The organism is Kitasatospora cineracea (assembly GCF_003751605.1).
Classification (GTDB): Bacteria; Actinomycetota; Actinomycetes; order Streptomycetales; family Streptomycetaceae; genus Kitasatospora; species Kitasatospora cineracea.
In genome coordinates, this window is the sequence record NZ_RJVJ01000002.1 from 595,604 (window position 1) to 621,418 (window position 25,815).

The window sequence follows — 25,815 nt, forward strand, 5'->3', positions numbered from 1 at the left end:
TGAGACAGCAGTCCTGGACCCCGCAGCTGCGGCACTATGATCACCTGATCGCACCCCCACCCTCGCCCGCCACCACCCACCACGAACCGCCACCGCCCACCACGACCAGGGGAAACCATCCATGCGCAGCGTCAGACGACTCCTCGCCGCCTCCGCCGTCCTCGCCCTCGCGGCCGGCCTGACGGCGTGCAGCAGCTCCGGCAGCGGCTCCGCCTCGAACAGCTCCGCGCCCGCCCGCCCCGAGGTCAAGGGCACCGTGACGGTGTTCGCGGCGGCCTCGCTGAAGGAGTCCTTCACCGAGCTGGGCAAGCGCTTCGAGGCGGCCTACCCGGGCACCACCGTGACCTTCAACTTCGGCGGCTCCTCCGCGCTGGCCCAGAGCATCGTCTCCGGCGCCCCGGTGGACGTGTTCGCCGCGGCCAGCCCGGCCACCATGAAGACCGTCACGGACGCCAAGCTGACCGGCGGCGACCCGACGGTGTTCGTCCGCAACACCCTGGAGATCGCGGTCGCCAAGGGCAACCCGAAGAAGATCACCGGGCTGAAGGACCTCAGCGGCGTCAAGACCGCGCTGTGCGCCAAGGAGGTGCCGTGCGGCGCCGCCGCCGTCACCGCGCTGAACGCGGCCGGCGTGCAGCTCACCCCCGTCACCTACGAGCAGGACGTCAAGGGCGCCCTGACCAAGGTCGAGCTGGGCGAGGTGGACGCGTCGCTGGTGTACCGGACCGACGTCAAGGCCGACTCTGCCAAGATCGAGGGCGTGAACTTCCCCGAGGCCGCGAAGGCCGTCAACGACTACCCGATCGCCGCCCTGGCCAAGGCGCCCAACAGCAACGGCGCGGCCGCGTTCCTCGGCTACGTCGGCTCCGCGGACGCCCGCCGGGTGCTCACCGAGGCCGGCTTCCAGACGCCGTGACCCGGGCGAGCACCCCCCGTACCACTCCCGCACCACACCCCCGGGGCCGGCGGCGGCCCCGGGGGTCCGGGCGGGTCCCCGCCGCGCTGCTGCTGCCCGCGCTGCTCGGCCTGGCCTTCCTGGTGCTGCCGCTGCTCGGCCTGCTGGTGCGGGCCCCGTGGAGCGCGCTGCCCGAGCTGCTGACCGGCACCGAGGTGTGGCAGGCGCTCAGGCTCTCGCTGCTCTCGGCCACCCTGGCCACCGGCGTCGCACTGGTGCTGGGCGTACCGCTGGCCTGGCTGCTGGCCCGCACCGAGTTCCCCGGCCGGCGCCTGGTGCGCGCCCTGGTGACGCTGCCGCTGGTGCTGCCCCCGGTGGTCGGCGGCGTGGCGCTGCTGCTGGTGCTCGGCCGCAACGGCATCCTGGGCCGCTGGCTGGACGACTGGACCGGCATCACCCTGCCGTTCACCACCACCGGGGTGGTGATCGCCGAGGCGTTCGTCGCCATGCCGTTCCTGGTGATCAGCGTGGAGGGCGCGCTGCGCGCCGCCGACCCGCGCTACGAGGAGGCCGCGGCCACCCTGGGCGCCTCCCGGCTGACCGCGTTCCGCCGGGTCACCCTGCCGCTGGTCGCCCCGGGCATCGGGGCGGGCGCGGTGCTGGCCTGGGCCCGGGCGCTGGGCGAGTTCGGCGCGACCATCACCTTCGCCGGGAACTTCCCCGGCCGGACCCAGACCATGCCGCTGGCCGTCTACCTGGCCATGGAGTCCGACCCGGAGGCGGCGATCGCGCTCAGCCTGATCCTGCTCACCGTGTCCATCGCGGTCCTCGCCGGACTGCGCGACCGTTGGATGTCCACGCCATGACGAAGCCCGCCGCCCCCGCCCTGGACGCCGAACTCCGCGTCGCCCGCGGCACGTTCGCCCTGGACGTGCCGCTGGCCGCCGAGCCCGGCGAGGTGCTCGCCCTGCTCGGCCCGAACGGCGCCGGCAAGTCGACGGCGCTGCGCGCGCTGGCCGGACTGCTGCCGCTCACCGACGGGCACCTGCGCCTGGACGGCACCGCGCTGGACTCCCCCGCGGACGGCGTGTTCCGGCCCGCCGAGCAGCGGCCGATCGGCGTGGTCTTCCAGGACTACCTGCTCTTCCCGCACCTGTCCGCGCTCGACAACGTCGCCTTCGGCCTGCGGGCCCGCGGCCTGCGCCGGGCCGCCGCCCGGGCCGGGGCCCTGCCCTGGCTGGAGCGGATGGGCCTGGCCGGGCACGCCGGGCACCGCCCCGCGAAGCTCTCCGGCGGCCAGGCCCAGCGCGTCGCCCTGGCCCGCGCCCTGGCCGTCCGGCCCCGGCTGCTGCTGCTGGACGAGCCGCTGGCCGCGCTGGACGCCCGCACCCGGCTCGACGTGCGGGCCGAACTCCGGCGCCACCTCGCCGAGTTCGAGGCCGTCGCGGTGCTGGTCACGCACGACCCGCTGGACGCCATGGTGCTCGCCGACCGCCTCGTCGTCATCGAGTCCGGCCGGGTGGTGCAGACCGGCCGCCCGGCCGAGGTCGCCCGCCACCCGCGCACCGACTACATCGCCCGGCTGGTCGGCCTCAACCTCTACCAGGGCACCGCCGACGGCCGCCGGGTCACCCTCCCCGAGGGCCAGGTCCTCACCACCGACGAGGACCTGACCGGCCCCGCGTTCGTCGCCTTCCCGCCCGACGCGGTCACCCTGCACCGCCACCGCCCCGAGACCAGCGCCCGCAACCTCTTCCCCTGCACCGTCGCCGGCCTCGACCTGCACGGCGACCGCTTCCGCGTCGACCTCACCGGCCCGCTCCCCCTCGCCGCCGACCTCACCCCCACCGCCGCCGCCGACCTCGACCTCACCCCCGGCACCCGGGTCTGGGCCGCCGTCAAGGCCACCCAGACCCACGCCTACCCGGCCTGAGGACCCGGCCTGGAGGCCCGGCCCGGGGCCCGCCCGGCGCGGGCTACGCCTGCCGCAGCTCCCACTGCTCCTTCGTGATCTCGTACCGCACGCCCCCGTGCTCGGAACCCTCGACCGCCGCCATGTCGTCCGGCGTGGGGAGGCCCTCGACGAACGCCATCCCGAGCTTCTCCATGACGTTGCGCGAAGGGCGGTTCACGGTCATCGTCTCGGCCCAGACCATGCGCAGGCCGAGCTCGGTGAACCCCTTCGCCAGCAGCGCCCGCGAGACCTCGGTGGCGTAGCCCCGGCCCCAGGCCGCCCGGCGCAGGCGGTAGCCGAGTTCGGCCTCCTCGCGCGGGCCGCTGCGCAGCGGGCGCAGGCAGAACCACCCGACGAACGCGCCGCCGTCCTTCTCGTACGCGGCGAACAGGCCGAGGTCGTGGTCCCAGCGCTCGTAGCCGGCCAGGATCGCGGGGATGGCCCGGTCGCGGACCTCCTCCGGCGGGGTCGGAGCGCCACCGCTCAGGTAGCGCATCACCGCCGGGTCGCTGTCGAGCTCGATCAGCAGGTCCGCGTCGGTGGCGGCGAAGGGGCGGAGGGCCAGACGCTCGGACTCGAGGTAGGTGGTCATCCGAGGATCATGGCCGAGCGGGGCCGGACGATCCAGGGAATTTCCGGTCCGCGCCCGCCGCTCCCCCGGTCGTAATTCGTTGGTGCGAACAGATGCGTCGGCCCTAGGGTGGCGGTCGCGGGCGGCTCCGCGGCGTGCTTCCTTCTCCCTTTTCCGAAAAGAACCAGCGCGCCCCCTCTCCGCCCGCTTCTTCGTCTCCCGCCTCCCCCTGGGGGTTCCTTCCGCATGCCCCGAGCCCTCCCGGTGACGTTCGACGTCCGCGTCGACCTCGACCTCGGCTCCTTCCTGCTCCGCCGCCGCACCGCCGTCGCGGTCGACCCGGCCGACCTGCTGCCCGCCGCCGACCCGTGGAGCCGGCGCGGGCTGACCGCGCTGGACGCCGACCTGGCGGACCGCGGCTACCTGCCGACCGTCGAACTGCGCGCCGCGCTGGCCCGGTTGGCGCCGCTGCGGCTGGCCGAGCTGGGCGGTGCGCTGCTCGGCCGGATCGACCACCTGCTGGGCACCGACCGCGAGCACACCCCGCTGTTCCGCCGCTTCCCGGACGCGGTGCCGGAGGTCGCGCAGCTGAACCACAGCCGCCGGATGCGGGCGTTCCTGCGCAGCCAGCCGCACCAGCCGTGCGCCCGCTGCGGGCGGCGCGGCGCCGAGGTCGGCATCGGGCTGCTCGCCCCGTGCGCGCACCTGCTCTGCCCGGACTGCCTGGACGCGCAGGACGGCCCGCCGCACTGCCCGTCCTGCGGGACGGCGCTGGCCGTCCGCCCGTTCCTGTTCGGCGGCAGGCGCAAGGCGGTGCGCGAGCAGGCCCCGCCGCGCAAGGGGGACAAGGAGCCGCGGGAGCCGCGCGGCTCGGTGCTGCGCCCGCTGCGGCTGCTGAACGAGGACGAGACCACGGCCGCGCTGGCCGAGTTGACGGGCCTGCTGACCCGCCGGACGGCGCTGAACCCGCAGGACCGCGACGACCTGGCCGCCCTGCTGGCGCACGCCCCGGCGGACCTGGCGGCGCTGCTGCCCGCCGAGATCCCGGTCCGCGAGACCAAGGCGCTGGCGCTGGCCGAACTGCTGCGCCGCGAGGGCGGGTCGGCGCTGCCGGTGCTGGCCGAGCGGCTCACCACCGCCACCGACGTGCTGCGCCTGCTGTGGGCGCACTCGGGCGCCGAACCGGACCTGCTGCCGGCCACCGCCCGCCGGCTGCGGCTGCGCAACCTGCCCCGGCCGCTGCGCCGCGGCCTGCTGGGCGTGCTGGACGCGCTGCCCGCCGCCTCGCTGGCCGAGGACCTCCGGCGCCACCGCGAACCCTGGCTGCGCGTCGGCGAGTTGCTGCACCCCTTCGAGCACGCCAGCCGGTTCCCGTCCGCCGCAGCGGCGTTCGCGCTGCTGCGCGGCACCGACCTGGACGCCGCCACCGCCGACCCCGGCCTCGCCGAGCCGCCCGCCCCGCTGCGGGTGGAGCGGGTGCGCGGCCACCGCCGGCTGGCGCACACCGGTTTCGCCGCCCGGGTGGAGTCCCTGCTCGCGGTCGGCGACGCCCCCGGCGCGCTGGCCGAACTCGCGCACCGGCCCGGCGAGTTGGTGCGCCGCCTGCACCACCTGCTGCGGGTGCACGAGATCATGGAGCCCGGCGCGCCGCCGCCCGCCGGGCTGTCGGCGGCGCTGGCCCGGGCGCTGCCCGCGGTCGGCCCGGGCCCGCTGCTCGGCGCGTACGGCCGGCTGCGCGGGCCGCGCACCGCGGGCGAGCGGCGGCTCTACTTCCCGCGCGGGCTGGTCTCGTTGGCGTACGGCCGGGAGGACCGCGGCACCGTCGTCCCGGCCGCGCTGAGCGCCCCGGTGGTCGCCGCGATCGAGGCGGAGCTGCTCCGGCGGTCCGCCGCGACGCTGCCGGTGCGGCCCGAAGTCGCTTTGCTGGACGAGGCGTTGACGGGCATGGCGGTGCCGTTCGCGGAGCGTTCGGCGTCCCGCGCGCTGGTGTCGGTGCCGCGCGGCAGCACGCTGCCGCTGCCGCCGGGCGACCGGCTGCGGCTGTTCCTGCACTGGGTGCAGCCGGACCACCAGCGCGTCGACCTGGACCTGTCGGTGGCCCTGTACGACGCCGGCTGGAACTCCCGGGGCCGGTGCGACTACACGCGGTTGACGTTCGGGCGGCGCGCCGCCGTGCACTCCGGCGACTACGTCTCGGCCCCGCCGCCGAAGGGCGCCAGCGAGTTCGTCGACCTGGACTTCGCCGCGCTGGAGGCCGCAGGGGCGCGCTACGCGGTGATGGTCGTGTTCAGCTACAACGACGTGCCCTTCGACCGCCTCCCGGAGGCGTTCACCGGCTTCGCCGGGCTGGACGGCACCCGCCCGGGCGGCAGCCCGCTGTCGGCCCGGGCCGTCCGCCAGCGGATGGACCTGACGGGGGACGCCAGGGTGTCCGTCCCGCTGATCGTCGACCTGGCGGAGCGCCGCTTCACCTGGACCGACCTCAACACCACGGCCACCAGCGGCTACCACAGCGTCGCCCGGCACGGCGACACGATCGCCGCGCTGTGCGGCGACGTGCTCGACCACTTCGCCCCGGACCGGCGCGCCACCCTGTGGGACGTGGCCTGCGCCCGGGCCGCGCACGCCACCGGCGAGGTGCTGGTCCGCGGCCTGGACGGCACCGTCCGGCGGTGGCGGCGCGAACCGGCCGAGCCGGTGGGCGGGTTCGCCGAGCGGCTGCGCCTGCGGCACGCCCCGGACGGCCCGCCGGTCACCGGCCCGCTGCCCGAACTGCTGGCCGGGTGGCGGGCGTTCCTCGCCCTGCTGGACGCCGACCTGCCGGTGCCCCCCGGCCTCCACGGCGAGCTGTACCGCCTGCACCCGGGCCCGCTGGACGCCGCCCCGGACGCCCTGCGCCGCCTCGCCGCGGGCGACCTGGTCGCCACCCTCGCCCCGGCCCCGTGAGCCGGCGGCGCGCGCTCGCGTACAGTGGCGGGCATGCATCGCGGCGTCCTGCCCCCTCCCGCTCGCTGAGCGGGCGGCCGGCCACTTCCTGAGCCCGCCCGGGCCCGTCCCCTCCGTGGACGTCCGCCCCGGGCCGGTCGGTGCTGCCCGCTTCCGTGGCCCACCGACCATGACGGCTTTCCGGGAGTCCACCCGTGTTCTCGTTGCATTCCTCCGCCCTGCCCGCGCGGCGGGGCCTGCTGTACGTCGCCCTCGCCGCCACCGCCTGGGGCACCGCCGGGGCGGCGGCCGCGCTGCTGTTCCGGCACAGCGGCCTGGGCCCGCTCGCGCTGACGTTCTGGCGCTCGGTCGGCGGCGCGGCCGTGCTGCTGGCGCTGCGTCCGTTCACCCGCCGGGCGGGACGCCCCGCCGCGCGCCCGGCCGCGGGCCGGATCCTGCTCAACGGCCTGGGGCTGACGCTGTTCCAGAGCGCGTACTTCCTGGCCGTCCGGCACACCGGGCTGGCCGTGGCCACCGTGGTCACCCTCGGGTCGGCGCCGGTGCTGGTGGCGCTCGGCGGGCGGCTGCTGATGGGCGAACGGCTGGGCCGGGCCGGACTGGCCGCCGTCACCGGGGCGCTGCTCGGCCTGGGCGTGCTGGTGCTGGGCGGCTCCGGCGACGGCGACGGCGGTGGTGTCGAACCGGCGGGCCTGGCCTGGGCGTTGGCCTCGGCGGCGGGCTACGCGGCGATCACCGTCGCCACCCGGCACCGGGCCGCGCGCACCGGCGCCGCGGACGACCCGGCGGCCACCACCCTGTGGTCGTTCGCGGTCTGCGCGGTCTGCCTGTTCCCGTTCGCCCTGGCCGAGGGCCCGCTGCCGGCCGCCGGTTCGCTGCCCTCGACGCTGCTGCTGCTCGGCTACCTCGCCACCGTGCCGACCGCCCTCGCGTACGCCCTGTACTTCGCGGGCGCGGCGGTCATCCGGGCCGCGACGGCCTCCGTGGTCGCCCTGATCGAACCGCTCAGCGCCACCGTGTTCGCCGCCGCCGTCCTGGACGAACCGCTCACCCCCGCCGCCCTGCTCGGCACCGCGGTCCTGCTGCTCTCGGTGACGGCCCTGGCCCGGACCGAACTGCGCGCGGACTGACCGCCGGCCCGACCCGGGCAGCACCCGGGGCGAGCCCTCAGACGGTGCGGGGGCCGGGGTCGCGGTCGCGCAGCGCCATCGCCCGCTCGCGCCGCAGCCGGGTGCGCCGGTCCGGGGCGGGCGCGGCGATCACCCGGTCCAGGGCGGCCGCGGCCGGTCCGCGCCGGCCCGCGGCCAGCAGCGCCTCGGCGTGGGCCATGGCGTAGCGGGAGTCGGCTCCCCCCAGTCGTTCCGCGCGGGCCAGGTGTTCCACCGCCCGGTCGGGCCGGCCGCCCGCGGCCCTCGGCACCATCAGGTGCCACCGGCCCAGCACGTAGTGGGCCGTCAGGTTGTCGGGGTCCTCCCGCAGCACCCGCTGCGCGCCCGCGCGCACCCGGAGCAGGCCGAACGCCCTGAGCGGCAGCGGAGCGTCCAGCGCGCGCAGCCCGTCCAGTCGGACCGCGCCGGCCCGGACGGCGACGCTGCCCGGGTCGAGGCGGTGCGCGATGCGCAGCAGCAGGTCCGCCTGGCGGCGGCGGGTCCTGGGGCGGGGGGCGCCGACGCCGCCGGGTCCCCGTTCCAGGACGGTCCCGGCCAGGGCGCCGATCCGTTCCGCCGTGTCGGCCGCGGTGGGCGGCAGCGGGCCGGTGGTGCGTTCCAGGAGGGTGCCGACCGCGGCCCGGCCGCGTTCGGTCAGGTCCCGGATCCGGGCGGCGCGCGGCAGCGCGGGGTCGGGCCGCAGCGGTGGGCCGAAGGCGACGCGGATCCGGCCGGGGCGGGGCACCCTGCTGCCGACGGGCAGGACGCCCTGCGCGCCCCACAGCGCGGCGGGCAGCACGGGCACGCCGGCGCGGTCGGCGAAGCGGAAGGCGCCGTCCTTGAAGTCCAGCATCGGGGGCCGGGGGTTGCGGGTGCCCTCGGGGTAGACGACCAGGACGCGGCCCGCGCCGAGGACCCGGTCGGTCGTGTCGAAGACTTCCCGGGCCGGGCGGCTGCGGTCCACCGGCACGGCGCCGACGCTGTCGAACCAGGCGCCCCGCAGGCCGGTGAAGCTCTCCGCCTTGGTCAGGAACGCCGCCTGTTCGCCGCGGACCGCGAACAGCAGGGCCTCGTAGACGAAGTGGTCGGCGAAGCTGACGTGGTTGGAGACGAGCACGAAGGCCCCGTCGAGGGGGAGGTGCTCCAGCCCTTCGACCCCGGCCAGCCGGCGGCGCACCATCGGCCTGGACACCGCCATCGTCAGGTCGTGGGTCCAGCGTTCCAGCAGTGTCATGACCGGGCCCCGACGTGTTCGACGAGCTTCTCGATGCTGGTCAGGAGCAGGCCGTGGGTGCGGCTGAACTCCACGAGCTGCGGCAGCCGGGCCATGGTGCCGTCGGGGTTGACGATCTCGACGAGCACCGCCGCGGGTGCCAGTCCGGCGAGCCTGGCCAGTTCCACCGCGGCCTCGGTGTGGCCGCGGCGCTCCAGGACGCCCCCGTCCCGGGCGACCAGGGGGAACATGTGCCCGGGCCGGCGGAGGTCGTCGGCGCTCCCGCGGAGGAGGAGTTCGATGGTCCGCGCCCGCTCGTGGGCGGAGATGCCGGTGGTGACGCCGTGCGCGGCGGTGCCGTCGACGCTGACGGTGAAGGCCGTGCCCTCCGGGTCCTCGTTGACCGGCACCATCGGGGGCAGGCGCAGTTCCTCGGCGCGCGCGGCGGGGATGGCCGTGCAGACCAGGCCCCGCCCGTGGGTGATCATGAAGTTGACGGCGGCGGCGTCGGCGAACTCGGCGGCGACGATCAGGTCGCCCTCGTTCTCCCGGCCCTCGTCGTCCACGACGACGACCGCCTGCCCGCGCCGGACGGCGTCGACGACGTCCGGCACCTCGTGCAGGACACCGGCGCCGGCCGTCCCGGAGATCCGTTGGAGGCCCTCGTCGGCCGTGGAAACGTGAATGGTCATGACGCTCTCCCTGACTGATCCGGTGGCGGTGGCCACGGCCACACCGATGACGTGACGGCAGTGGCGGGGGACGGCACCGCCGCGGCACATCACCGCGTAGTTGGTGCACCACGGAGGGGGGTGCAGATCGACGAGCCGTGCCGCGCCGAGGCTCCGGCGGCCGGGGGCCTGCCGAGCCGCCCGACCACCGGAGCCTCGTGCGCGCGGGGCCCGATCGGCCCGGCCGTTCCGGTCAGAGCGGCCCGAAGAGCCAGTTGCCGCCGGCCTCCGGGTCCTCACTGGTGAAGTAGTCGGCGACGGCCGCCTGGAACTCCTGCGGTTCGAGGGCGCCGTCGCCGTTGCGGTCCAGGTGGGAGAAGGCGGCGTCGCTGACGTCGGGCGCCAGCCCGAAGAGGGTGTCCATGATCGTCCGGTACTCGTCCCGGTCGACGAGCCCGTTGCCGTTGGTGTCGCACAGGCCGAGCAGGGCCGCCGCCACCTCGATGGAGTCGGTGACGAGCCCGAGGCGGTCCGTGGCGATGGACTGCCGGATCCCGCGCTCGTACTCCTCCAGGTCGATCTCCCCGTTGCCGTTCGTGTCCATGTGGGCCAGGTGCCGGGTCCAGATCACGGCCAGGGCCTTGCGCAGCCGCTCGGCCTTCGGCCCGCCGGCGGGCTGTCCGAAGGCCGGGGCCAGGAGGTTCGGGAGCGCGGTGAGATCGGTCTCGCTGATCTCGCCGTTCCCGTCCGTGTCGAGCAGCCTGTGCATGCGGAGCAGCTTGGTCGAGAGCACGGAGGTCTGGGCCTCGATCGCCATGTTCTTTCCTTTCTCTACACGGCAGCAAGATCGTGTACGGATCATGTCCGCAGCGGCTGCCGCCCTCATTGTTCACCAGGCCGCGGGGCGGCTGCGTCTGCCGATGGAGTGATTCCGGCCGGGCCGCCGATGCGCCGACACCCCCTCAACCACGCCACCCGCAAGGCAGTTGACGAAACGTCAACCCTCGACTCCCCCGTCGCCGCCGGGCGCCCGGAGCCCGCACGGCCCCGGCAGCGGGGCGCCCGCGACGACATCGGCGAGGAAGGCGTGGCGCCCGCGCGTGGCGCGGCGCCCGCACGTTGGTGCGTCCACTATCTTTCCGACTGCGTCGTCACGCTCCGCAATCACCTTCTGCCGCTGCGCCACGCCGCCCCAGCACCGCCGCTTCCACCGGGAGGACCCCGATGACCACCCAACTGCCCACCACCGTAGACGGCGTGATCGCACGGATGGAGGAGATCGACGCCGAACTCGACCCCCGCGACGGGCTCGCCTGCTTCAACCGGGTGTACCTGAAAGTGACCAGGCTCGTGAAGGAGCACATCGCCGAGGGCACCTTCAAGGACCCCGAGTTCCTCGACCGGATGGACGTGCTCTTCGCCGGGCTGTACCTCAGGAACGTCGAGGCCGCCAAGGCCGGCCGACCGGTCGACCCGTCCTGGCAGCCGCTCCTGGAGCACCGCGCCAACCGGGTCGTCTGGCCGATCCAGTTCGCCCTGGCCGGGATGAACGCCCACATCGACCACGACCTCGCCGTGGCCGTCGTCGAGACCTGCAAGGAACGGCGCACCACGCCCCGGACGCCGCCCGTGCACGAGGACTACGAGAAGGTCAACGACCTGCTCGCCGGCGTCGAGGCGGAGATCCGGGCCGAGTTCGAGCTGCAGATCGTGAAGGTCGCCACCAAGCCCGCCGAGGACCTCAAGCACTTCGTCTCCGCCTTCAGCATCTCCTCCGCCCGCGAGATCGCCTGGGTGAACGCCAACCAGCTCTGGATCGCCGGCCCCCTCTACGCCAGCCGCCTCGCCGCCATCTCCGCGGGCGTCGCCGCCACCAGCGAGATGATCCTCACCCCGGTCGTCCCCCCGCCCGCCGCCTGAACCACCCGCTCCCCCGCGAGGCCGGGACGGCCCGTCACCGGCCCCGCGGGCCTGGACGAGCAGTTCCGGAAGCCGGCCGGCCTTGCTGGTTCCGCTCCGAGGCCCGGTGGATCCGCTTCGCCGGTGCCCGCCTTCGCGGCACGTCCCCGAACAGGCCCTCTCCGACCGGAAGCACAAGCCCGGCGACTTCGAGGAGACCACTGCCCGATCCGGGCACCCGCCGTTCCCGCCGCGGCCGCACCCGGTTCAGCGGCCGACCCGCCCGACCTCGATGCGCCGTCCCTCCGTGGTGGTGACCACCACGGGCACCCCGCCGGGGACCTGCCCGCGCAGGGCGTCCAGCAGGTCGCCGACGGGTGGGAGGTCGGCAGGAGTGCGGACGAGGACGGAGAGGGTGCGGGAGTGGGCCTGGACGTCGACGACCTGCGCGCCGGGGACGGCGGAGAGCCAGGCGGTGGCGGCAGCGGTGGTGCGGCCGGTCCACAGGTGCACCAGAACGGTGCCGGCGGTGCTGGCGGCCAGCAGCACCCCGACGGCGGCGAACAGCACCCCGACAGTGGCGTAGGCGCGGCGCGGCCCCCGGTCGGCCGTGCCCGCGCCGATGGCGGCGAACACCACCATGCCGGCGAAGACCAGCGCCAGCAGGTTGGAGACGAACAGCACCAGCGCCCCCAGCGCCAGCCACCACGCGCCCTGCCCGGCGCAGACGCCGACCACCACCAGCGGCGGCACCAGCGAGATCGCGATCGCCACGCCCGGCAGCACCGCCGCCACGTCCCGGCGGGCCAGCGCCACCGCGCCCGCGCAGCCGGTGGCCAGGGCGGCGGCGAGGTCGAGCAGGCCGGGCGAGGTGCGCCCGGCGATTTGACTGTCCGCCAGCAGGTCGTAGCCCGACGGGACGACCAGCGAGGCGAGCGCTCCCACGGCCACCACGAGGGCGACGCCGCCGAGCACGAACCACCCTGCGGTGCCGATCCGGCGTCGCACCGCGCCGAGCGCGATGCCCATGATCGGCGTGGACAGCGGAGCGATGATCATCGCCCCGATCACGGTCGCGGTGGAGTCGGTCAGCACCCCGCACGCCGCGATCACCGCGGAGAGCACCAGCATCGTCCAGAACGCCGACTGCTTGGCCCGCACGTCCCCGACCGACAGGTCCAGGTCTTCCTGGAGCTCTTCCGCCGACCGCCGCTGGTGCTCCGGCAGCACCCGCTCCCACAGTGAACTGGTCATCGGACCAGTTTCTGCGGCCGGGGCTCCGCCCCCTCGCCGCCGCGCCGCCCCGCCCGGGCCTGTTCCGGCTCGCCTGCGGCACCGCTCTGCCTGCGCAGGCTCCGGACCCTGCTCCGGGACGACCAGTAATTCCGCAGTAACGGCCGCTGTCTAGCTTTCGGGGCATCCCCCGCTCCCTCCTTGGAGGACCCCGATGCACCTGCCCCGACAGAACCGGCGCAGAACGGCCCTGTGGGCCACTGCCGCGCTGACCGTGACGGCCGGACTGGCCGGCGCGCCGCTGTCCGCGGCGACAGCCGCCCCCGCCCCGTCCGGCTCCGCCGCCGTCCAGGTGGACCCGGCCCTGACCAGCGCGGTGGCGGGCAGTCAGGAAGCCACGTTCTTCGTGGTGCTGAAGGACCGCGCCGACCTCGGCAAGGCCAAGGGCAAGGGCCCGCACGCGGCGAAGGCCCGGGCCGCGTACCAGGAGCTGCAGGACACCGCGCAGCGCAGCCAGGGCGCGCTGAAGAAGTTCCTGGACGAGAAGAGGGTCGGCCACCAGGACTACTGGATCGCCAACGCCGTCCAGGTCACCGGTGACGCGAAGCTGGTCGCGAAGCTGGCGAAGCGCGACGACGTGCAGAAGCTCGTCAAGGCGCAGACGTACCACGTGGACGACACGCAGGTGTCGGCCGCGACCGCCGCCACCGACGCGGGCGACGGCGCGCCCGAGTGGGGCGTCAAGGACATCGAGGCCGACCAGGTGTGGTCGCAGTACGACGCGCGCGGCGAGGGCATCGTGATCGCCAACGTCGACTCCGGCGTGCAGTACGACCACCCGGACCTGGTCGCCAACTACCGCGGCAACAACGGCGACGGCACCTTCACCGACGACTACAACTTCTACGACCCGACCGGGAGCTGCGCCACCCCCAGCACCCCGTGCGACAACAACGGCCACGGCACCCACACGATGGGCACCATGGTCGGCAAGAACGGCATCGGCGTCGCCCCGAACGCGAAGTGGATCGCCGCCAAGGGCTGCGAGTCCTCGCAGTGCTCGGACGAGTACCTGCTGAAGGCCGGCCAGTGGATCCTGGCGCCGACCGACCACAACGGCAACAACCCGCGGTCCGACCTGGCGCCGAACATCGTCAACAACTCCTGGGGCGGCGGCGACACCACCTTCTACCAGGACATCGTGGAGGCCTGGAACTCGGCGGGCATCTTCGAGGCGTTCGCGGCGGGCAACGACGGCGACGGCAGCACCTGCTCCACCGCGCACGCCCCCGGTTCGCAGGCCCCGTCCTACGGCGTCGGCGCGTACGACGTGAACGGGAAGATCGCGTCCTTCTCCGGCTTCGGCCCGTCCCTGGTGGACGGCTCGGCCAAGCCGAACATCTCCGCCCCCGGCGTCAACGTCCGCTCCACCTGGCCGGGTTCGCAGTACATGGCGGAGTCCGGCACCTCGATGGCCACCCCGCACGTGGCCGGTGCGGCCGCGCTGCTGTGGTCGGCCGCGCCGAGCCTGATCGGCGACATCGACGCCACCCGTGCGCTGCTCGGCCAGGGCGCCCGGGACGTCGACGACACCCACTGCGGCGGCACCGCGGGCATGAACAACGTCTGGGGCGAGGGCAAGCTCGACGTCCTCAAGTCCGTCGACCTGGCACCGCACACCGCCGTCAGCATCACCGGCAGGGCCACCGACCAGGCCACCGGCGCCGCGCTGCCCGGCATCGTGGTGCGCATCACCGACGCCGGGGGCGACACCCGCACCGTCACCACCGGCCCCGACGGCTCCTACCGCCTCGCGCTGGCCCCCGGCAGCTACGACCTCGCCGCCTCCGGCTACGGCTACGCGAACTTCCAGCTCAAGGGCCTGACGGTCGCCGCCGGGCAGCCGCAGACCGTCCCGCTGGCGATGACCGCCGTGCCGACGCACGCCGTCACCGGCACCGTGCTGGACGTCACCGGCAAGCCGCTGGCGGGCGCCGTCGTCGAGCTCACCGGCACCCCCGTCGCCTCCGTGGTCTCCGGCAAGGACGGCTCCTACAGCCTGGGCAAGGTCGCCGAGGGCAGCTACACGCTGACCGTCAAGCCCGCCCAGCCGGTGCTGTGCAACGGCGTGTTCAACGGCCCGCTGGCCGTCGCCGCCGACGTCGCCAGGACCGTGCGGACCCCGGCGCGCACCGACAACTCCGGCACCAGCTGCGCCCCGGCCGCCTACAGCTGGGTCAAGGGCGCCACCAAGGTCGCGCTCAGCGGCGACGAGGACGCCAAGACCGTCACCCTGCCGTTCCCGGTGACGTACTACGGGGTGACGTACACCAGCGCCGCCGTCACCACCAACGGCCTGGTCGACTTCCTGGAGCCTCGGATCGGCGACTACGCCAACACCGCGCTGCCCACCGCGTACAAGCCCAACGGTGTCGTCGCCCCGTTCTGGGACGACCTGACGCTCGACAAGAAGGCCACCGTCACCACCGCCACCACCGGCACCGCGGGCCACCGCACTTTCGCCGTGGTCTGGGACAACGTCCCGCTGGTCGCCGACAGTTCGAAGCGGGTCAGCTTCGAGGTGCTGTTCGACGAGGCGAGCGGCGCCATCACCTTCCAGTACCAGAACGTGCCCGGGGCGGGCTCCGGCGCCACCGTCGGCATCGAGAACCAGGCCGGCACCGACGCCCTCCAGTACTCCTTCGACCAGGCCGTCCTGACCAACGGCTCGGCGATCCGCTTCACCCAGGGAGCCAAGTGATGACCACCCACCGCAGAGCCCTCCGGCTCGCCTCCGGCCTGGTCGCCGCGGGCCTCGTGCTGACCGCCGCGCCGTACGCGCTGGCCGCCGACCCCGCCGCCGGGACCGACGGCGCGGTCAGGCTGACCGACGCCCAGGCCCAGGTCCTCGGCGCCCGGCTGAGCGCCGACGCCTACCCGCAGGCCACCGCCACCGACAGCGCCGACCCCGCCCCCGGCGGCGGTGACAGCACCGGCAGCGGCAGCCACCTGGACGAGCACGCGCCGGTGGCGTTCACCGCCGCCTCCGCCCTGGAGGGCGTGCGCGGCATCGCCGCCACCGTCCCGGCAGGCTCCGACGGCAGCTACTTCACCGTCCACAGCCTCGGCAACGTCCAACTGCACCAGGCCGACGGCAGCACCAGGTGGGCCCGCACCAACGCCTCGCTGTACGCCGACTGGCAGGTCGAGCCGCTGCGCCCCTGGGACACCGAGCCGTACCCGGCGCACATCCCGGTCGCCTACAACCCCTTCACCCCGTTCGGCGGCGACGCCGCCAAGGGCTACGACACCGCGGACCTGACCGGCGACGGCGTCCCCGACCTGGTGGTCTCCGCCTCGGTCGGCGGCAACCCGTACCGGCCGTTCACCTCGCCCGGATCCACGCTGACCTACGGCTCGTTCGTCACCGTGCTGGACGGCTCCACCGGCCGGACCCTCTGGTCGAAGCTGTACGCCTCCAGCACCCTCGTCCGGGTCGTCAACGGCACCCTGCTGGTCTCCGACGCGCCGCGCGACAACACCAGCGCCCCGCCCGCCGCCACCGCCACCCTGACCGGCATCCGGTTCGACCACGCCGACGGCAGGCTCACCCCCGCCAAGACCTGGACGTACGACACCGGCGAGGCAGGCGCGGCCTCCTGGGGCGACCTGGTCGACCTCGGCGGCGGCAGGGTCGCGATCTCCTTCGACCGGCGCGGCACCACCACCGCCCCCGGGCGCGGCACCACCTTCGTGCTGGACACCGCCGACGGCTCGCTCGGCTGGCAGACCGACAGCGACCAGTTCGGCCGCCAACTGCGCCTGGACGCGGACCGGGGGCGCCTGGTGGCCGTCGAACAGCCGGACTACACCCAGCAGGTGGCCTACTCCGTGGTCGCCTACGACCTGGCCGACGGCACCCGCACGGTGCTCGACACCCGGGTCAACGCCATCCCCACCACCCTCACCGTCGGCGACCTCGGCGGCAACCCCGGCGCCGAGTACGCCGTCGCCGAGGACACCTTCGACGCCAGCCTGTACGTCAACGCCAGCACCCTGCGGGTCCTGGAGGGCGACGGCTCCACCGTCCGCTGGACCAGCACCACCAAGCGCACCGGCGGCGGCGACGGCCCCAGCACCTGGCAGCTCGACGCGGTCGACGGCTCGCTGATCGCCACCTCCCAGGACGGCCGCGACACCGAGACCGCCGCCAACGTCTCCGGCCTGCGCTACGGCAAGCTCACCGCGTACAACGGCAGCGGCAAGGTCCGTTGGCAGGTCGACGGCACCGCCGCCTCCCCGCGCCTGCAGCAGGTCGACGGCGGCGTGGTGCGCACCGTCGACCAGCAGCAGAACATCCACACCTACAACCTCGGCAACGGCAAGCAGAAGAGCCTCACCCCGCTGCAGGGCGACCTCAACTACGCGGCCGCCGCCGACCTGGACGGCGACGGCAGGCCGGACGTCGTCGCGGGCGGCAGCTCCGACGGCGTCTGGGCGTACTCCGGCCCCTCGCTGCTCACCGGCACCCCCAAGCAGCTGTGGCGGGCCGCCGTCCCCGGCGAGGTGCACGGCGTCGCCACCGGTGACGTCAACGGCGACGGCAAGCCCGAGGTCGTGGTCGCCGCCGACACCGCCACCGTCGTCCTGGACGGCCGCACCGGCAAGGTCCTCGCCACCGTCGACGGCGGCGGGAAGTTCGTCCGCTCGGTGGCGCTGGCCGACCTGGACGGCGACGGCAAGCAGGAGATCCTCGTCCCCACCGACGCGCTGCGCGCCTACAAGGGCGACGGCACGGCGCTGTGGACGTACAGCGCCCCCGCGGGCTCCGGCGACGTGGTCTTCTCCGACGCGGTGGTCTCCGAGGGCAAGGTGTTCGCCCAGTACTCGGGCATCGGCGCCATGCGCAAGAGCGACTCCGTGCAGAACGGCGTCGCCCTGGACGCCGCCAAGGGCGCGCTGCTCTGGCAGGCCGACCCGAAGGCGCCCGCCGAGGCTGTCGACGGCAGGATCCACGGCGCGCTGCTCGACCACGCGGTCTACGCCTCGCCGAAGATCCCGTACGCCGACGGCCACGCCGTGGTCTACACCTGGCTCATCTCGGCGGTGCCCGGGGTCATCAACGGCGGCACCGACCTGGTCAGCCCGATGTCGGTCACCGAGATCCGCGACGGCCGCACCGGTGAGGTGCTGCACCAGAAGGTCGTCGGCGGCCCCTGGTCGCACGGCGACTTCTTCACCGGCGAGGACGGCGACGGCCTGCTGGAGATGGGCTTCGGCGTGCTGCGCCAGTACCTGGCGAACGGCGACGACCCGTGGACCTCCACCACCGCGCCGCTGCGCACCGCGCAGTTCATCACCGGCCCCGACGGGAAGAAGCTGCTGGTCGGCGGCGTCGAGGGCGGCCTCGCCGCCTACGACCCGGCGATCGTCGGCGACACGGTGCCCTTCCACTCCTCGATCGGCGGCGCCACCGCGCGCGGCGGCCGCAGCTACCTCGCCGTCGACCTGGACGGGGACGGCGAGGAGGAGATGGTCTCGCTCAACTTCGACGCCCTCGGCGTCAACCGGGCGGCCGAACTGCTCGGCGGCGGCGTGCTGTCGATCGACAACGGCATTCACCGGATGACGACGTACAAGCTCTCCTGAACCTTCACCGAACCCCCGTGGGACCATCCGAATGAGTAGGGGGGCCGAGTACCCCGCAGGCGCCGGCCTGCGGGGTGCTCGGCTCGTTCGTGTACTGTTACCGGCCTTATGGGCGCACCAGAGACCGACCGGACGGACACCGCACCACCCATGCTGCGCCTCTACCTCTTCAACGGATTCCGGGCGATCCGCGACGACGGGCCGCCACTGGTCGAACGCTGGCCCCGGCCCGGCGCCCGCGCCCTGGTCAAACTGCTCGCCGTCACCCCCGGCCACCGGCTGCACCGCGAACAGGCCATGGAGACCTGCTGGCCCGACGCCGACCCCGCCGCCGCCGCGGGCAGCCTCCGGGTCGCCCTGCACGCCGCCCGGCACGCCCTCGAACCCGAACTCGCCCCGCGCGCCACCTCCTCCTACCTCAAGGCCGACGGCGGACTCCTGCTGCTCGACCCCGCCGCCGTCTGGATCGACGCCGACCACGCCGAACAGGCCGCCGAGAACGCCCTCACCGACGGCCGGGTCGGGCAACTCGCCGACGCGATACGCCAGTTCACCGGCGAACTGCTCCCCGAGGACCGCTACGCGCACTGGGCCGAGGCCCGCCGCGCCCGGCTCGACCGGCTGCGCGAACACCTCCTGCTCCGGCTCGCCGCCGCCCACCTCGACCAGGACCGCCCCGAGGACGCCGCCGCCTGCGCCGAACAGGTCCTCGCCACCAGCCCCGCCGAGGAACTCGCCCACCGCCTGCTCATCGACGCCTGCCTGCGCCAGGGACAGCGCCGCCGCGCCCTGCGCCAGTACCACCAGTGCCGCGAAGCCCTCGACGCCGAACTCGGCATCCGCCCCGGCCCCGAGACCGAACGCCTGCACCGCGCCGCCCTCGCCGCCACCCCCGCCCCCGCACCCGCCGCCACCGCCCTCCCGGCCCGGCTGCGCAGCGCCGCCCGCGCCCGACTGCACGGCCGGGAAAGGGAGTTGGACCGCCTGCTGGCCCCCGCCGGACCCCCCGTCCGGCTGCTCACCGGCGAAGCGGGCATCGGCAAGACCTGCCTCGCCGCCGAAGCCGCCCGCCGCGCCGCCGCCGACGGCACCGCCGTCCTGTGGGGCAGCGGCCAGGACGCCGAGGACCACACCCCCTACGGCGTCTTCGCCGCCGCCCTCGACGGCTGGCTCGCCGAGCACGACCCCGCCGAACGGGCCCGGGTCGGCGCCGAGTACCCCGAACTCGCCGCCTTCCTGCCCTCGTTGGGCCAGGTGCCGAGCGGCGCCGCCCGCAGCCCCGAGGAGGAACGCGACCGCCTGTTCCGGGCCGGCGCCGCCCTGCTCGGCGACCTCGCCGCCACCCGACCGGTCCTGGTCGTCCTCGACGACCTGCACGCCGCCGACACCGGCTCCTACCAGCTCCTCGGCCACCTCGCCCGGCAGGCCCACGACCGCGGCACCCCGCTGCGCTTCCTCGCCACCTACCGCGAGGAGGAACTCCCCGAGGGCGACGCCCGCCGCCGCGCCGTCGCCGCCCTGCTCCGCCGGCAGCTCGCCGTCCGCGAGGAACTCGGACGGCTCGACGAGGCCGCCGTGCTGGCCGCCGTCCACGACGCCACCGGCCGCTCCCCCCACCCCGACGTGTGGGAACTCTCGCTCGGCAACCCGCTGTTCGCCCTCGAACTCGCCCGCGGCGGCGACCGCGACGCCCCCGGCCAGCCCCCCGCCGGAGTCCGCGACCTGGTCGGCGAACGCCTCGTCCGGCTCGACCCGCACGCCCGCCGCTTCGTCGAGGCGCTCTCCGTCGCCGGCGGCGAGGCCGCCCTCGCCGAACTCCTCGACGTCGCCGAACACGGCCTGCACCCGCCCGTCACCGGCGCCGCCGCCGCGGACGCCGTCGAACACGCCATCGCGGCCGCCCTGGTCGAGGAACGCCAGGTCGTCATCGCCGGCCGCGCCGAAGCCGGACTCGCCTTCCGCCACCCCCTGGTCCGGCTCACCTGCTACGACGGCCTCTCCGCCGTCCGCCGCCGCCAACTGCACGCCTCCTACGCCCAGGCCGTCCAGCGCCGCCGCCCCGACGCCGTCGACGCCCTCGCCTCGCACTTCACCCGCGCCGACGACCCGCGCGCCGCCGAGTACCTGCGCCGCGCCGCCGAACGCGCCGCCGCGCTCTACGCCAACGACACCGCCGACCGCTACTACCGCGACCTGGTCGCCCGCCTCGACGTCGACGCCGCCCGCGCCCGCCTCGCCCACAGCCAGGTCCTGCGCCGGATGGGCGAACCCGGCCGCGCCGCCGACGTCCTGCGCGCCGCACTCGCCGAGTTCCGGGCCCGCGGCGACCACGACGACGCCGTCGCCACCGCCGCCCACCTCGCCGAAGCCCTGTTCCGCACCGGCGAGCTCGACGAGGCGCTCGCCGCCCTCGACGCCCACCCGCCCACCGACCGCACCGGCCCCGAGGCCCGCACCCTGCACCACCTCGCCCGCTCCAACCTCCACAAGGTGCAGGGCCGCTACCGGGACGCCTACGAAGCCGCCCGCCGCGCCCAGGACCCCGCCGAACTCGTCCCCGGACCGAACGGCCAACTCCTGCAAGCCCGTTCGCACGCCATGCAGGCCATCAGCCTCGGCCTGGCCGGCCGCTTCGGCGAGGCCCGCGAGGCCGGGGACCGCGCCCTCGCCCCCGCCCAGGCCTACGGCGACCCCGTGCTGCTCGGCTCCGTGCTCTCCACCCTGCGCGAGAACGCCCGGCGGCACGGCCGCCTGCACGACGCCGTCCGCTTCGGCCGCCGGTCCCTCGACCACGCCCGGCAGTCCGGCGACCCCGTCGCCGCCGCCTTCGAACAGCTCAACCTCGCCGAACTCCACCTCCTGCTGGAGGAGAACGACACCGCCGCCCAGTACGCCGAGGCCGCCGTCGCGGGCGCCGACTGGGACGACGCCTGGTCGCTGCCCTACGCCCTCGCCGTCCTCGCCCGCGTCCTGCTGCGCACCGGCGACCGGGAGCGCGCCGCCGCCCTCCTGGAACGGGCCGGCACCGCCGGCGACGAACAGGCCCGCCACGAAGTGCGGCGCGCCCGCGCCCTGTTCGCCCTGCGCGGTGACGACCCCGCCGGCGCGCTGGCCGTCCTCGGCGCCGACGCCGCCGTCCGGGCCCCCGAACTCGCCGCCTACGCCCACCTCGCGGCCGGCCGCCCGGCCGAGGCCGCCCGGATCGCCGCCGCCGAGGCCGCCCGCGCCCACGCCACCGGCGAACGCCTCGCCGAGACCGAGGCCCTGATCGCGCACGCCACCGCCGCCGCCCGCCTCGCCGACCCCGCCACCGTCCGCACCGCCCTCACCCGCGCCGAACACCTCACCCGCACCCTCCCGTACCCCTCCGGCCACACCCGGGTCCTCGGCCTGCGCGCGGAGCTGGAGGACTGACGGCGGCCGCTGGAGACGCCGGAGAAGGGGGCAGCCCCCCGTGCCGGGAGGCACGGGGGCTGTGGGGCGGAGCGGTCGGGTCAGCGGCGGCTCCGGCGGGTGCGGGCGGTGGTGAGGAGGGTGCCGGCGGCGATGGCCAGGGCGGCGGCCATGCCCGCGTACCAGACCAGGGCGCCGGTGCCGGTGTCGGGCAGCGGGGCCGGTCCCGGGGTCGGGCTGGGGCTGGGGGCCGGGTTCGGAACGGTCCGGTCACGGGTGGAGCAGGCGGGGTCGGTCGAGCCGGGCGCGCAGTCGGAGTCGGCCGGACCGACGGCGGTGTTGGCGAGTTCCCGGTCGCCGGTGTCGGGGTTGTTGACGGTGACGGAGTAGGTGATCACTGCCGAGCCGCCCGCGGGCACGTCGCCGTTCCAGGACAGGACCGGGGCCGCGTAGGAGACGGCACCGGAGGTGGCCTTCGCGTCGCCGCCGTACGCGGCGTCATCCAGGTCGCCGCTCAGGTCGTCGGTGACGGCCGCGCCGGGGTAGTCGGCCTTGCCGGTGTTGGCCACCGTCACCGTGTAGGTGACGGTGTCGCCGTCCTTGACCGGGTCCTTGGCGTCCGAGGTCTTGGTGATCTCCAGGTCCGCGACGCCGTCGGCGGTGGTGCAGCCGGGGGCGCTGCGCAGCGGCGGGCAGGTGGAGTTGTTGGGGCCGGTGACGGCGTTGCTCAGCTGGTGGTCACCGGTGTCGGGCTGGTTGACGGTCACGGAGTAGGTGAGGGTGACGGTCTGTCCGGCGGGGACGCGGCCGGCCCAGGCGAGGACGGGTTCCCGGTAGGTGACGGTGCCGGAGGTGGCCTTGGCGTCGCCGTTGTAGACGGCGTCGTCCAGGGTGCCGCCCAGGTTGTCGGCGGCGAAGGCGGCCGGGTAGTCGGCGGTGCCGTCGTTGGTGACGGCGACGGTGTAGGTGACGGTGTCGCCGGGCTTGACCGGGGTCTTGGCGTCGGAGGTCTTGGTGATGGCCAGGGCGGCGATGTCGTCGCTGGTGGAGCAGGCCGGGTCGGTGGATCCGGCCCGGCAGTTGGAGCCGGTGGGGGCGACGACGGTGTTGGCGAGTTCCTTGTCGCCGGTGTCGGGCTTGTTGACCCGCACCGAGTAGGTGAGCGTGACGGTCTCGCCGGGTGCGACGTCGCCCGTCCAGGTGAGCACGGGGGCCGCGTAGGTGGCGGTGCCGACGGCGGTGCCGTTGGCGTTGACGGCCTTGGCGTCGTTGCCGTACGTGGCGTCGTCGAGGTCGCGGCTGAGGTCGTCGGTGAGTTGCGCGGCCGGGTAGACGGCCTTGCCGGGGTTGGTGACGGTCACGGTGTAGGTGACCTTGGCCCCGGGCCGGACGGGGGCGCGGCGGCTGTCGGAGGTCTTGGCGACCTGCAGCGCGGCGATCCGGTCGCGGGTGGTGCAGCGCGGGTCCTTCCCCCCGGGCGGGCAGTTGGAGTCGGCCGGTCCGGTGACGGCGTTGGCGAGTTCGTAGTCGCCGGTGTCGGGGTTGCCGACGGTCACCGAGTAGGTGATCGTCACCGAGCCGCCCGCTGGCACGTCACCCGCCCAGGAGACCACCGGCGCCGTGTAGCCGACGGTGCCGGAGCTCGCCTTGGCGTCGTTGCCGTACGTGGCGTCGTCCAGGTCGCCGCTCAGGTCGTCGGTGACGCTCGCGCCGGGGTACGGGGCGGTGCCGGTGTTGGTGACGGTGACGGTGTAGGTGACCTTGTCGCCCGCCTTGACCGGGTTCCCGGCGTCGGAGGTCTTGGCGATGGTCAGCTGGGCGATGTTCCCGGTGGTGGAGCAGACCGGGTCGCTGCCACCGGGCGGGCAGTTGGAGTCGGCGGGGCCGACGACCGCGTTGGTGACCTGCTTGTCGCCCTTGGCGGGCTTGTCGACGGTCACCGAGTAGGTGATGGTCACCGAGCCGCCCGCGGGCACGACGCCGTTCCAGGACAGGACGGGGGCGGCGTAGGAGACGGTGCCCGCACTGGCCTTCGCGTCGTTGCCGTACGTCGCGTCGTCGAGGTCCTTGCCGAGGTCGTCGGTGATCGAGGCGCCGGTGTACGGGGCGGTGCCGGGGTTGCTCAGGACGACGGTGTAGGTGATCTTGTCGCCGGGCTTGACCGGGTTCTTCGCGTCCGAGGACTTGGCGATCCTCAGTTCGGCGATCGGGACGGTCGAGGAGCAGGCCCGGTCGGTGGAGCCGCTCGCGCAGTTGGAGTCGGCCGGGCCGACGACCGCGTTGGCGAGCTGGTGGTCGCCGGTGTCGGGCTGGTCGACCGTCACCGAGTAGGTGATCGTCACGGTCTGGCTCGCCGCCAGGTCGCCGCTCCAGGTGATGCTCGGCGCCGTGTAGGAGGCGGTGCCCGCGCTCGCCCTCACGTCGTTGTCGTACGCCGCGTCGTCCAGGACCTTCGTCAGGTCGTCGGTGATGCTCACGCCGGTGCGGGGGGCGCCGACCAGGTTGGTGACGGTGACGGTGTAGGTGACCTTCTGGCCGGGCTTGGCCGTGGCGGTGTCGGCGGTCTTGGTGACCTTGATGCCGGTTGCGTCCTCGTGCGTCGTGCACCCGGCCTCGGTGCCGGTGGTGCAGTTCGAGTAGCCGTTGCCGGTGACGCTGTTGTCGAGCTTGCCGTCGCCCGCGTCGGGGTTGTCGACGGTCACCGAGTAGGTGACGGTGGCGCTCCGGCCGGCCGCCAGGGTGCCCGACCAGCTGAGCTTCGGCGCCGTGTAGGAGACGGTGCCCGTGTCGGCCTTGGCGTCGCCGTCGTAGGCGGCGTCGTCGATCACCTTGGTCAGGTCGTCGACGGCGGTGGCGTCCACCGGGACGCGGCCGGTGTTGTCGACCGTCACCGTGTAGGTGACCTTGTCACCCGGGTGCACGGTGCTGCCGGACGGCGGGGAGGCGGTCTTGGTGATCGTGTACTGCGGGACGGCGAACTCCACCGTCGCGCACTCGGGCGCCAGCAGGCCGACGAGGTCGGCGGTGTTCTCCGCGCAGTTCTGGTACGTGGCGGCGGTGGCGGAGGTGACGTCCACGCTCAGCGTGCAGGACGCCTGACCTGCCGTCAGGTCGCCGGCCAGCTTCACCGAGGTGCCCCCGGCGCCGGCGGTGACCTTGCCGTTGGTGCAGGTGGTGGCGGTGTTCGGGGTGCCCGCCACGGTCAGCCCTGCGGGCAGGTTGTCGGTGAACGACCAGCCGTCCTTCTCCAGCAGGTCCGAGGTGTTGGTGATGGTGAACGTCAACGTGGACGACCCGCCGACCGGGGCGGGCGAGGGGCTGAAGGACTTGTCGATCCGCGGGGTGACGTCCAGCACCCGCATGTTGTCGAACGCCGCGTCGTTGCCCGAGCCGGTGTTGGCGCTGTTGCGCAGGATGATCCCGAACTCGCTGCCGGTGAACAGGTACGGCTTGTTCGCCGTCGCCTGCACCACGTCGATCGGCGCCTTGGCGTCCGGGTAGGTGTACTCCTTGGCGCCCGGGTCGGTGCACGGGTTGAGCGGCACCGTGTTCAGCGCGATCTCGCTGCCGCCGGTGGTGAGGAAGAAGTTCTGCTGCGGGTCCGCGTACGCGCCGTGGTAGCAGACCGCGCCGGAGGACACGGAGGCGGTGAGGTAGTGGTTGGCGCCGGTGACGGGGATGGTCGAGTTGGTCTGCAGCTGCACGTCGGTGGGCGTGTACGTGCCGTCCTCGGTCCACGCGGCGACGCTGTGGTTCTTCGTCGGCGCGGCGTCACCGCTGTACTCGCCGATCGCGGTGGCCACGTCCGCCAGGGTGTTCCAGAACTCGTCGGTCTTGCACTCCGCCGGGACGGGGCCGCGCTCGTCGTAGTCCATGACCCAGCCGTTGCAGAACGCCAGCCAGGACGGCGAGGCGGTGTACGTCATGCCCGAGGCCCCCGTGTAGGCGGGCAGCCGGATCGGGGCCAGGCCCGCCGTGCCGTTCTCGAAGTCCTCGGCGTACACCACGACCGGATCGGCCGGCACCCCCGCCGCCCGGTGCGCACCGGGCCCGGCCGCGGACTTCGCCGCCGGTCCGCCGTGCCCGGACCGGTCCGCGGCCGCGACGGGGGCCGCGCCCAGGGCGCTCAACGTGAGGCCGAGCGTCACCGCCAAGGCCGGCTCCCACCACGTGCGCCCCCGACCACCTGCCGGTTTCAACCGAAGCATCCGGTGCCTCTCCCTCAAGACTGACAATCCGTCAAGAG

15 protein-coding genes are annotated in these 25,815 nt (G+C 74.7%); 9 read left to right on the top strand and 6 right to left on the bottom strand.

Features of this window, described 5'->3' with window-relative positions; translation table 11 throughout:
• Positions 1-121: 121 nt before the first annotated feature.
• Genes modA through EDD39_RS29200 form a run of 3 tightly spaced genes read left to right on the top strand, consistent with a single transcriptional unit; the run spans position 122 to position 2,828 of the window.
• Positions 122-916 carry a molybdate ABC transporter substrate-binding protein gene (gene modA / locus EDD39_RS29190; protein WP_123561788.1) on the top strand — a complete coding sequence of 265 codons (795 nt, stop codon included), beginning with the start codon at positions 122-124 and terminating at the stop codon, positions 914-916.
• Positions 913-1,761, top strand: a complete 849-nt coding sequence (locus EDD39_RS29195; RefSeq protein WP_123561790.1) for an ABC transporter permease — start codon at positions 913-915, stop codon at positions 1,759-1,761. Before modA ends, EDD39_RS29195 begins: the two co-directional genes overlap by 4 nt.
• Positions 1,758-2,828, top strand: coding sequence for an ABC transporter ATP-binding protein (locus EDD39_RS29200; RefSeq protein ID WP_123561792.1), 1,071 nt, complete (start codon positions 1,758-1,760; stop codon positions 2,826-2,828). Before EDD39_RS29195 ends, EDD39_RS29200 begins: the two co-directional genes overlap by 4 nt.
• A gap of 43 nt (positions 2,829-2,871) precedes the next feature.
• On the opposite strand, the gene EDD39_RS29205 is transcribed toward EDD39_RS29200, so the two are convergent.
• Positions 2,872-3,441 (bottom strand): GNAT family N-acetyltransferase, encoded by a 570-nt coding sequence (locus EDD39_RS29205; protein ID WP_123561795.1) that lies wholly within the window; start codon positions 3,439-3,441, stop codon positions 2,872-2,874.
• Positions 3,442-3,666: 225 nt separating this feature from the next.
• Here EDD39_RS29205 and EDD39_RS29210 point away from each other — a divergent pair, with 225 nt between their 5' ends.
• Positions 3,667-6,366, top strand: a complete 2,700-nt coding sequence (locus EDD39_RS29210) for an MXAN_6230/SCO0854 family RING domain-containing protein (protein WP_148089555.1) — start codon at positions 3,667-3,669, stop codon at positions 6,364-6,366.
• Between the two features lie 194 nt (positions 6,367-6,560).
• Positions 6,561-7,493 carry a DMT family transporter gene (locus tag EDD39_RS29215; RefSeq protein ID WP_123820579.1) on the top strand — a complete coding sequence of 311 codons (933 nt, stop codon included), beginning with the start codon at positions 6,561-6,563 and terminating at the stop codon, positions 7,491-7,493.
• A 37-nt stretch (positions 7,494-7,530) separates the two neighbouring features.
• On the opposite strand, the gene EDD39_RS29220 is transcribed toward EDD39_RS29215, so the two are convergent.
• The 3 genes from EDD39_RS29220 to EDD39_RS29230 form a co-directional block, all read right to left on the bottom strand.
• Positions 7,531-8,745, bottom strand: a complete 1,215-nt coding sequence (locus EDD39_RS29220) for a lysophospholipid acyltransferase family protein (protein ID WP_123561799.1) — start codon at positions 8,743-8,745, stop codon at positions 7,531-7,533.
• Entirely contained in the window at positions 8,742-9,416 is a 675-nt protein-coding gene (gene ribB / locus EDD39_RS29225; protein ID WP_123561801.1) for a 3,4-dihydroxy-2-butanone-4-phosphate synthase, read from the bottom strand. The genes EDD39_RS29220 and ribB overlap by 4 nt, the downstream gene beginning before the upstream one ends.
• A gap of 232 nt (positions 9,417-9,648) precedes the next feature.
• The gene (locus tag EDD39_RS29230) at positions 9,649-10,212 is read right to left on the bottom strand and encodes an EF-hand domain-containing protein (protein WP_162870240.1); all 564 of its coding nucleotides are present in this window, start codon (positions 10,210-10,212) and stop codon (positions 9,649-9,651) included.
• Between the two features lie 407 nt (positions 10,213-10,619).
• Here EDD39_RS29230 and EDD39_RS29235 point away from each other — a divergent pair, with 407 nt between their 5' ends.
• Complete coding sequence (locus EDD39_RS29235; RefSeq protein ID WP_123561805.1) at positions 10,620-11,315, top strand: DUF5995 family protein; 696 nt, start codon at positions 10,620-10,622, stop codon at positions 11,313-11,315.
• Positions 11,316-11,561: 246 nt separating this feature from the next.
• On the opposite strand, the gene EDD39_RS29240 is transcribed toward EDD39_RS29235, so the two are convergent.
• The gene (locus tag EDD39_RS29240) at positions 11,562-12,548 is read right to left on the bottom strand and encodes a DUF389 domain-containing protein (RefSeq protein ID WP_123561807.1); all 987 of its coding nucleotides are present in this window, start codon (positions 12,546-12,548) and stop codon (positions 11,562-11,564) included.
• 193 nt (positions 12,549-12,741) lie between these two features.
• Between EDD39_RS29240 and EDD39_RS29245 the strand changes: the two genes are divergently transcribed.
• The 3 genes from EDD39_RS29245 to EDD39_RS42290 all read left to right on the top strand — a co-directional run bounded on the left by EDD39_RS29245 (position 12,742) and on the right by EDD39_RS42290 (position 21,590).
• Entirely contained in the window at positions 12,742-15,288 is a 2,547-nt protein-coding gene (locus EDD39_RS29245; protein ID WP_123561809.1) for a S8 family serine peptidase, read from the top strand.
• Positions 15,288-18,176: an FG-GAP repeat domain-containing protein gene (locus tag EDD39_RS29250; protein ID WP_123561811.1), complete on the top strand. Its 2,889-nt coding sequence runs from the start codon at positions 15,288-15,290 to the stop codon at positions 18,174-18,176. The genes EDD39_RS29245 and EDD39_RS29250 overlap by 1 nt, the downstream gene beginning before the upstream one ends.
• Before the next feature lie 108 nt (positions 18,177-18,284).
• The gene (locus EDD39_RS42290; protein ID WP_162870241.1) at positions 18,285-21,590 is read left to right on the top strand and encodes an ATP-binding protein; all 3,306 of its coding nucleotides are present in this window, start codon (positions 18,285-18,287) and stop codon (positions 21,588-21,590) included.
• Between the two features lie 80 nt (positions 21,591-21,670).
• Here EDD39_RS42290 and EDD39_RS29260 read toward each other — a convergent pair whose 3' ends face one another.
• On the bottom strand, positions 21,671-25,717 hold the full coding sequence (locus EDD39_RS29260; RefSeq protein ID WP_279638467.1) for a DUF7927 domain-containing protein: 4,047 nt from the start codon (positions 25,715-25,717) through the stop codon (positions 21,671-21,673).
• Positions 25,718-25,815 lie beyond the last annotated feature (98 nt).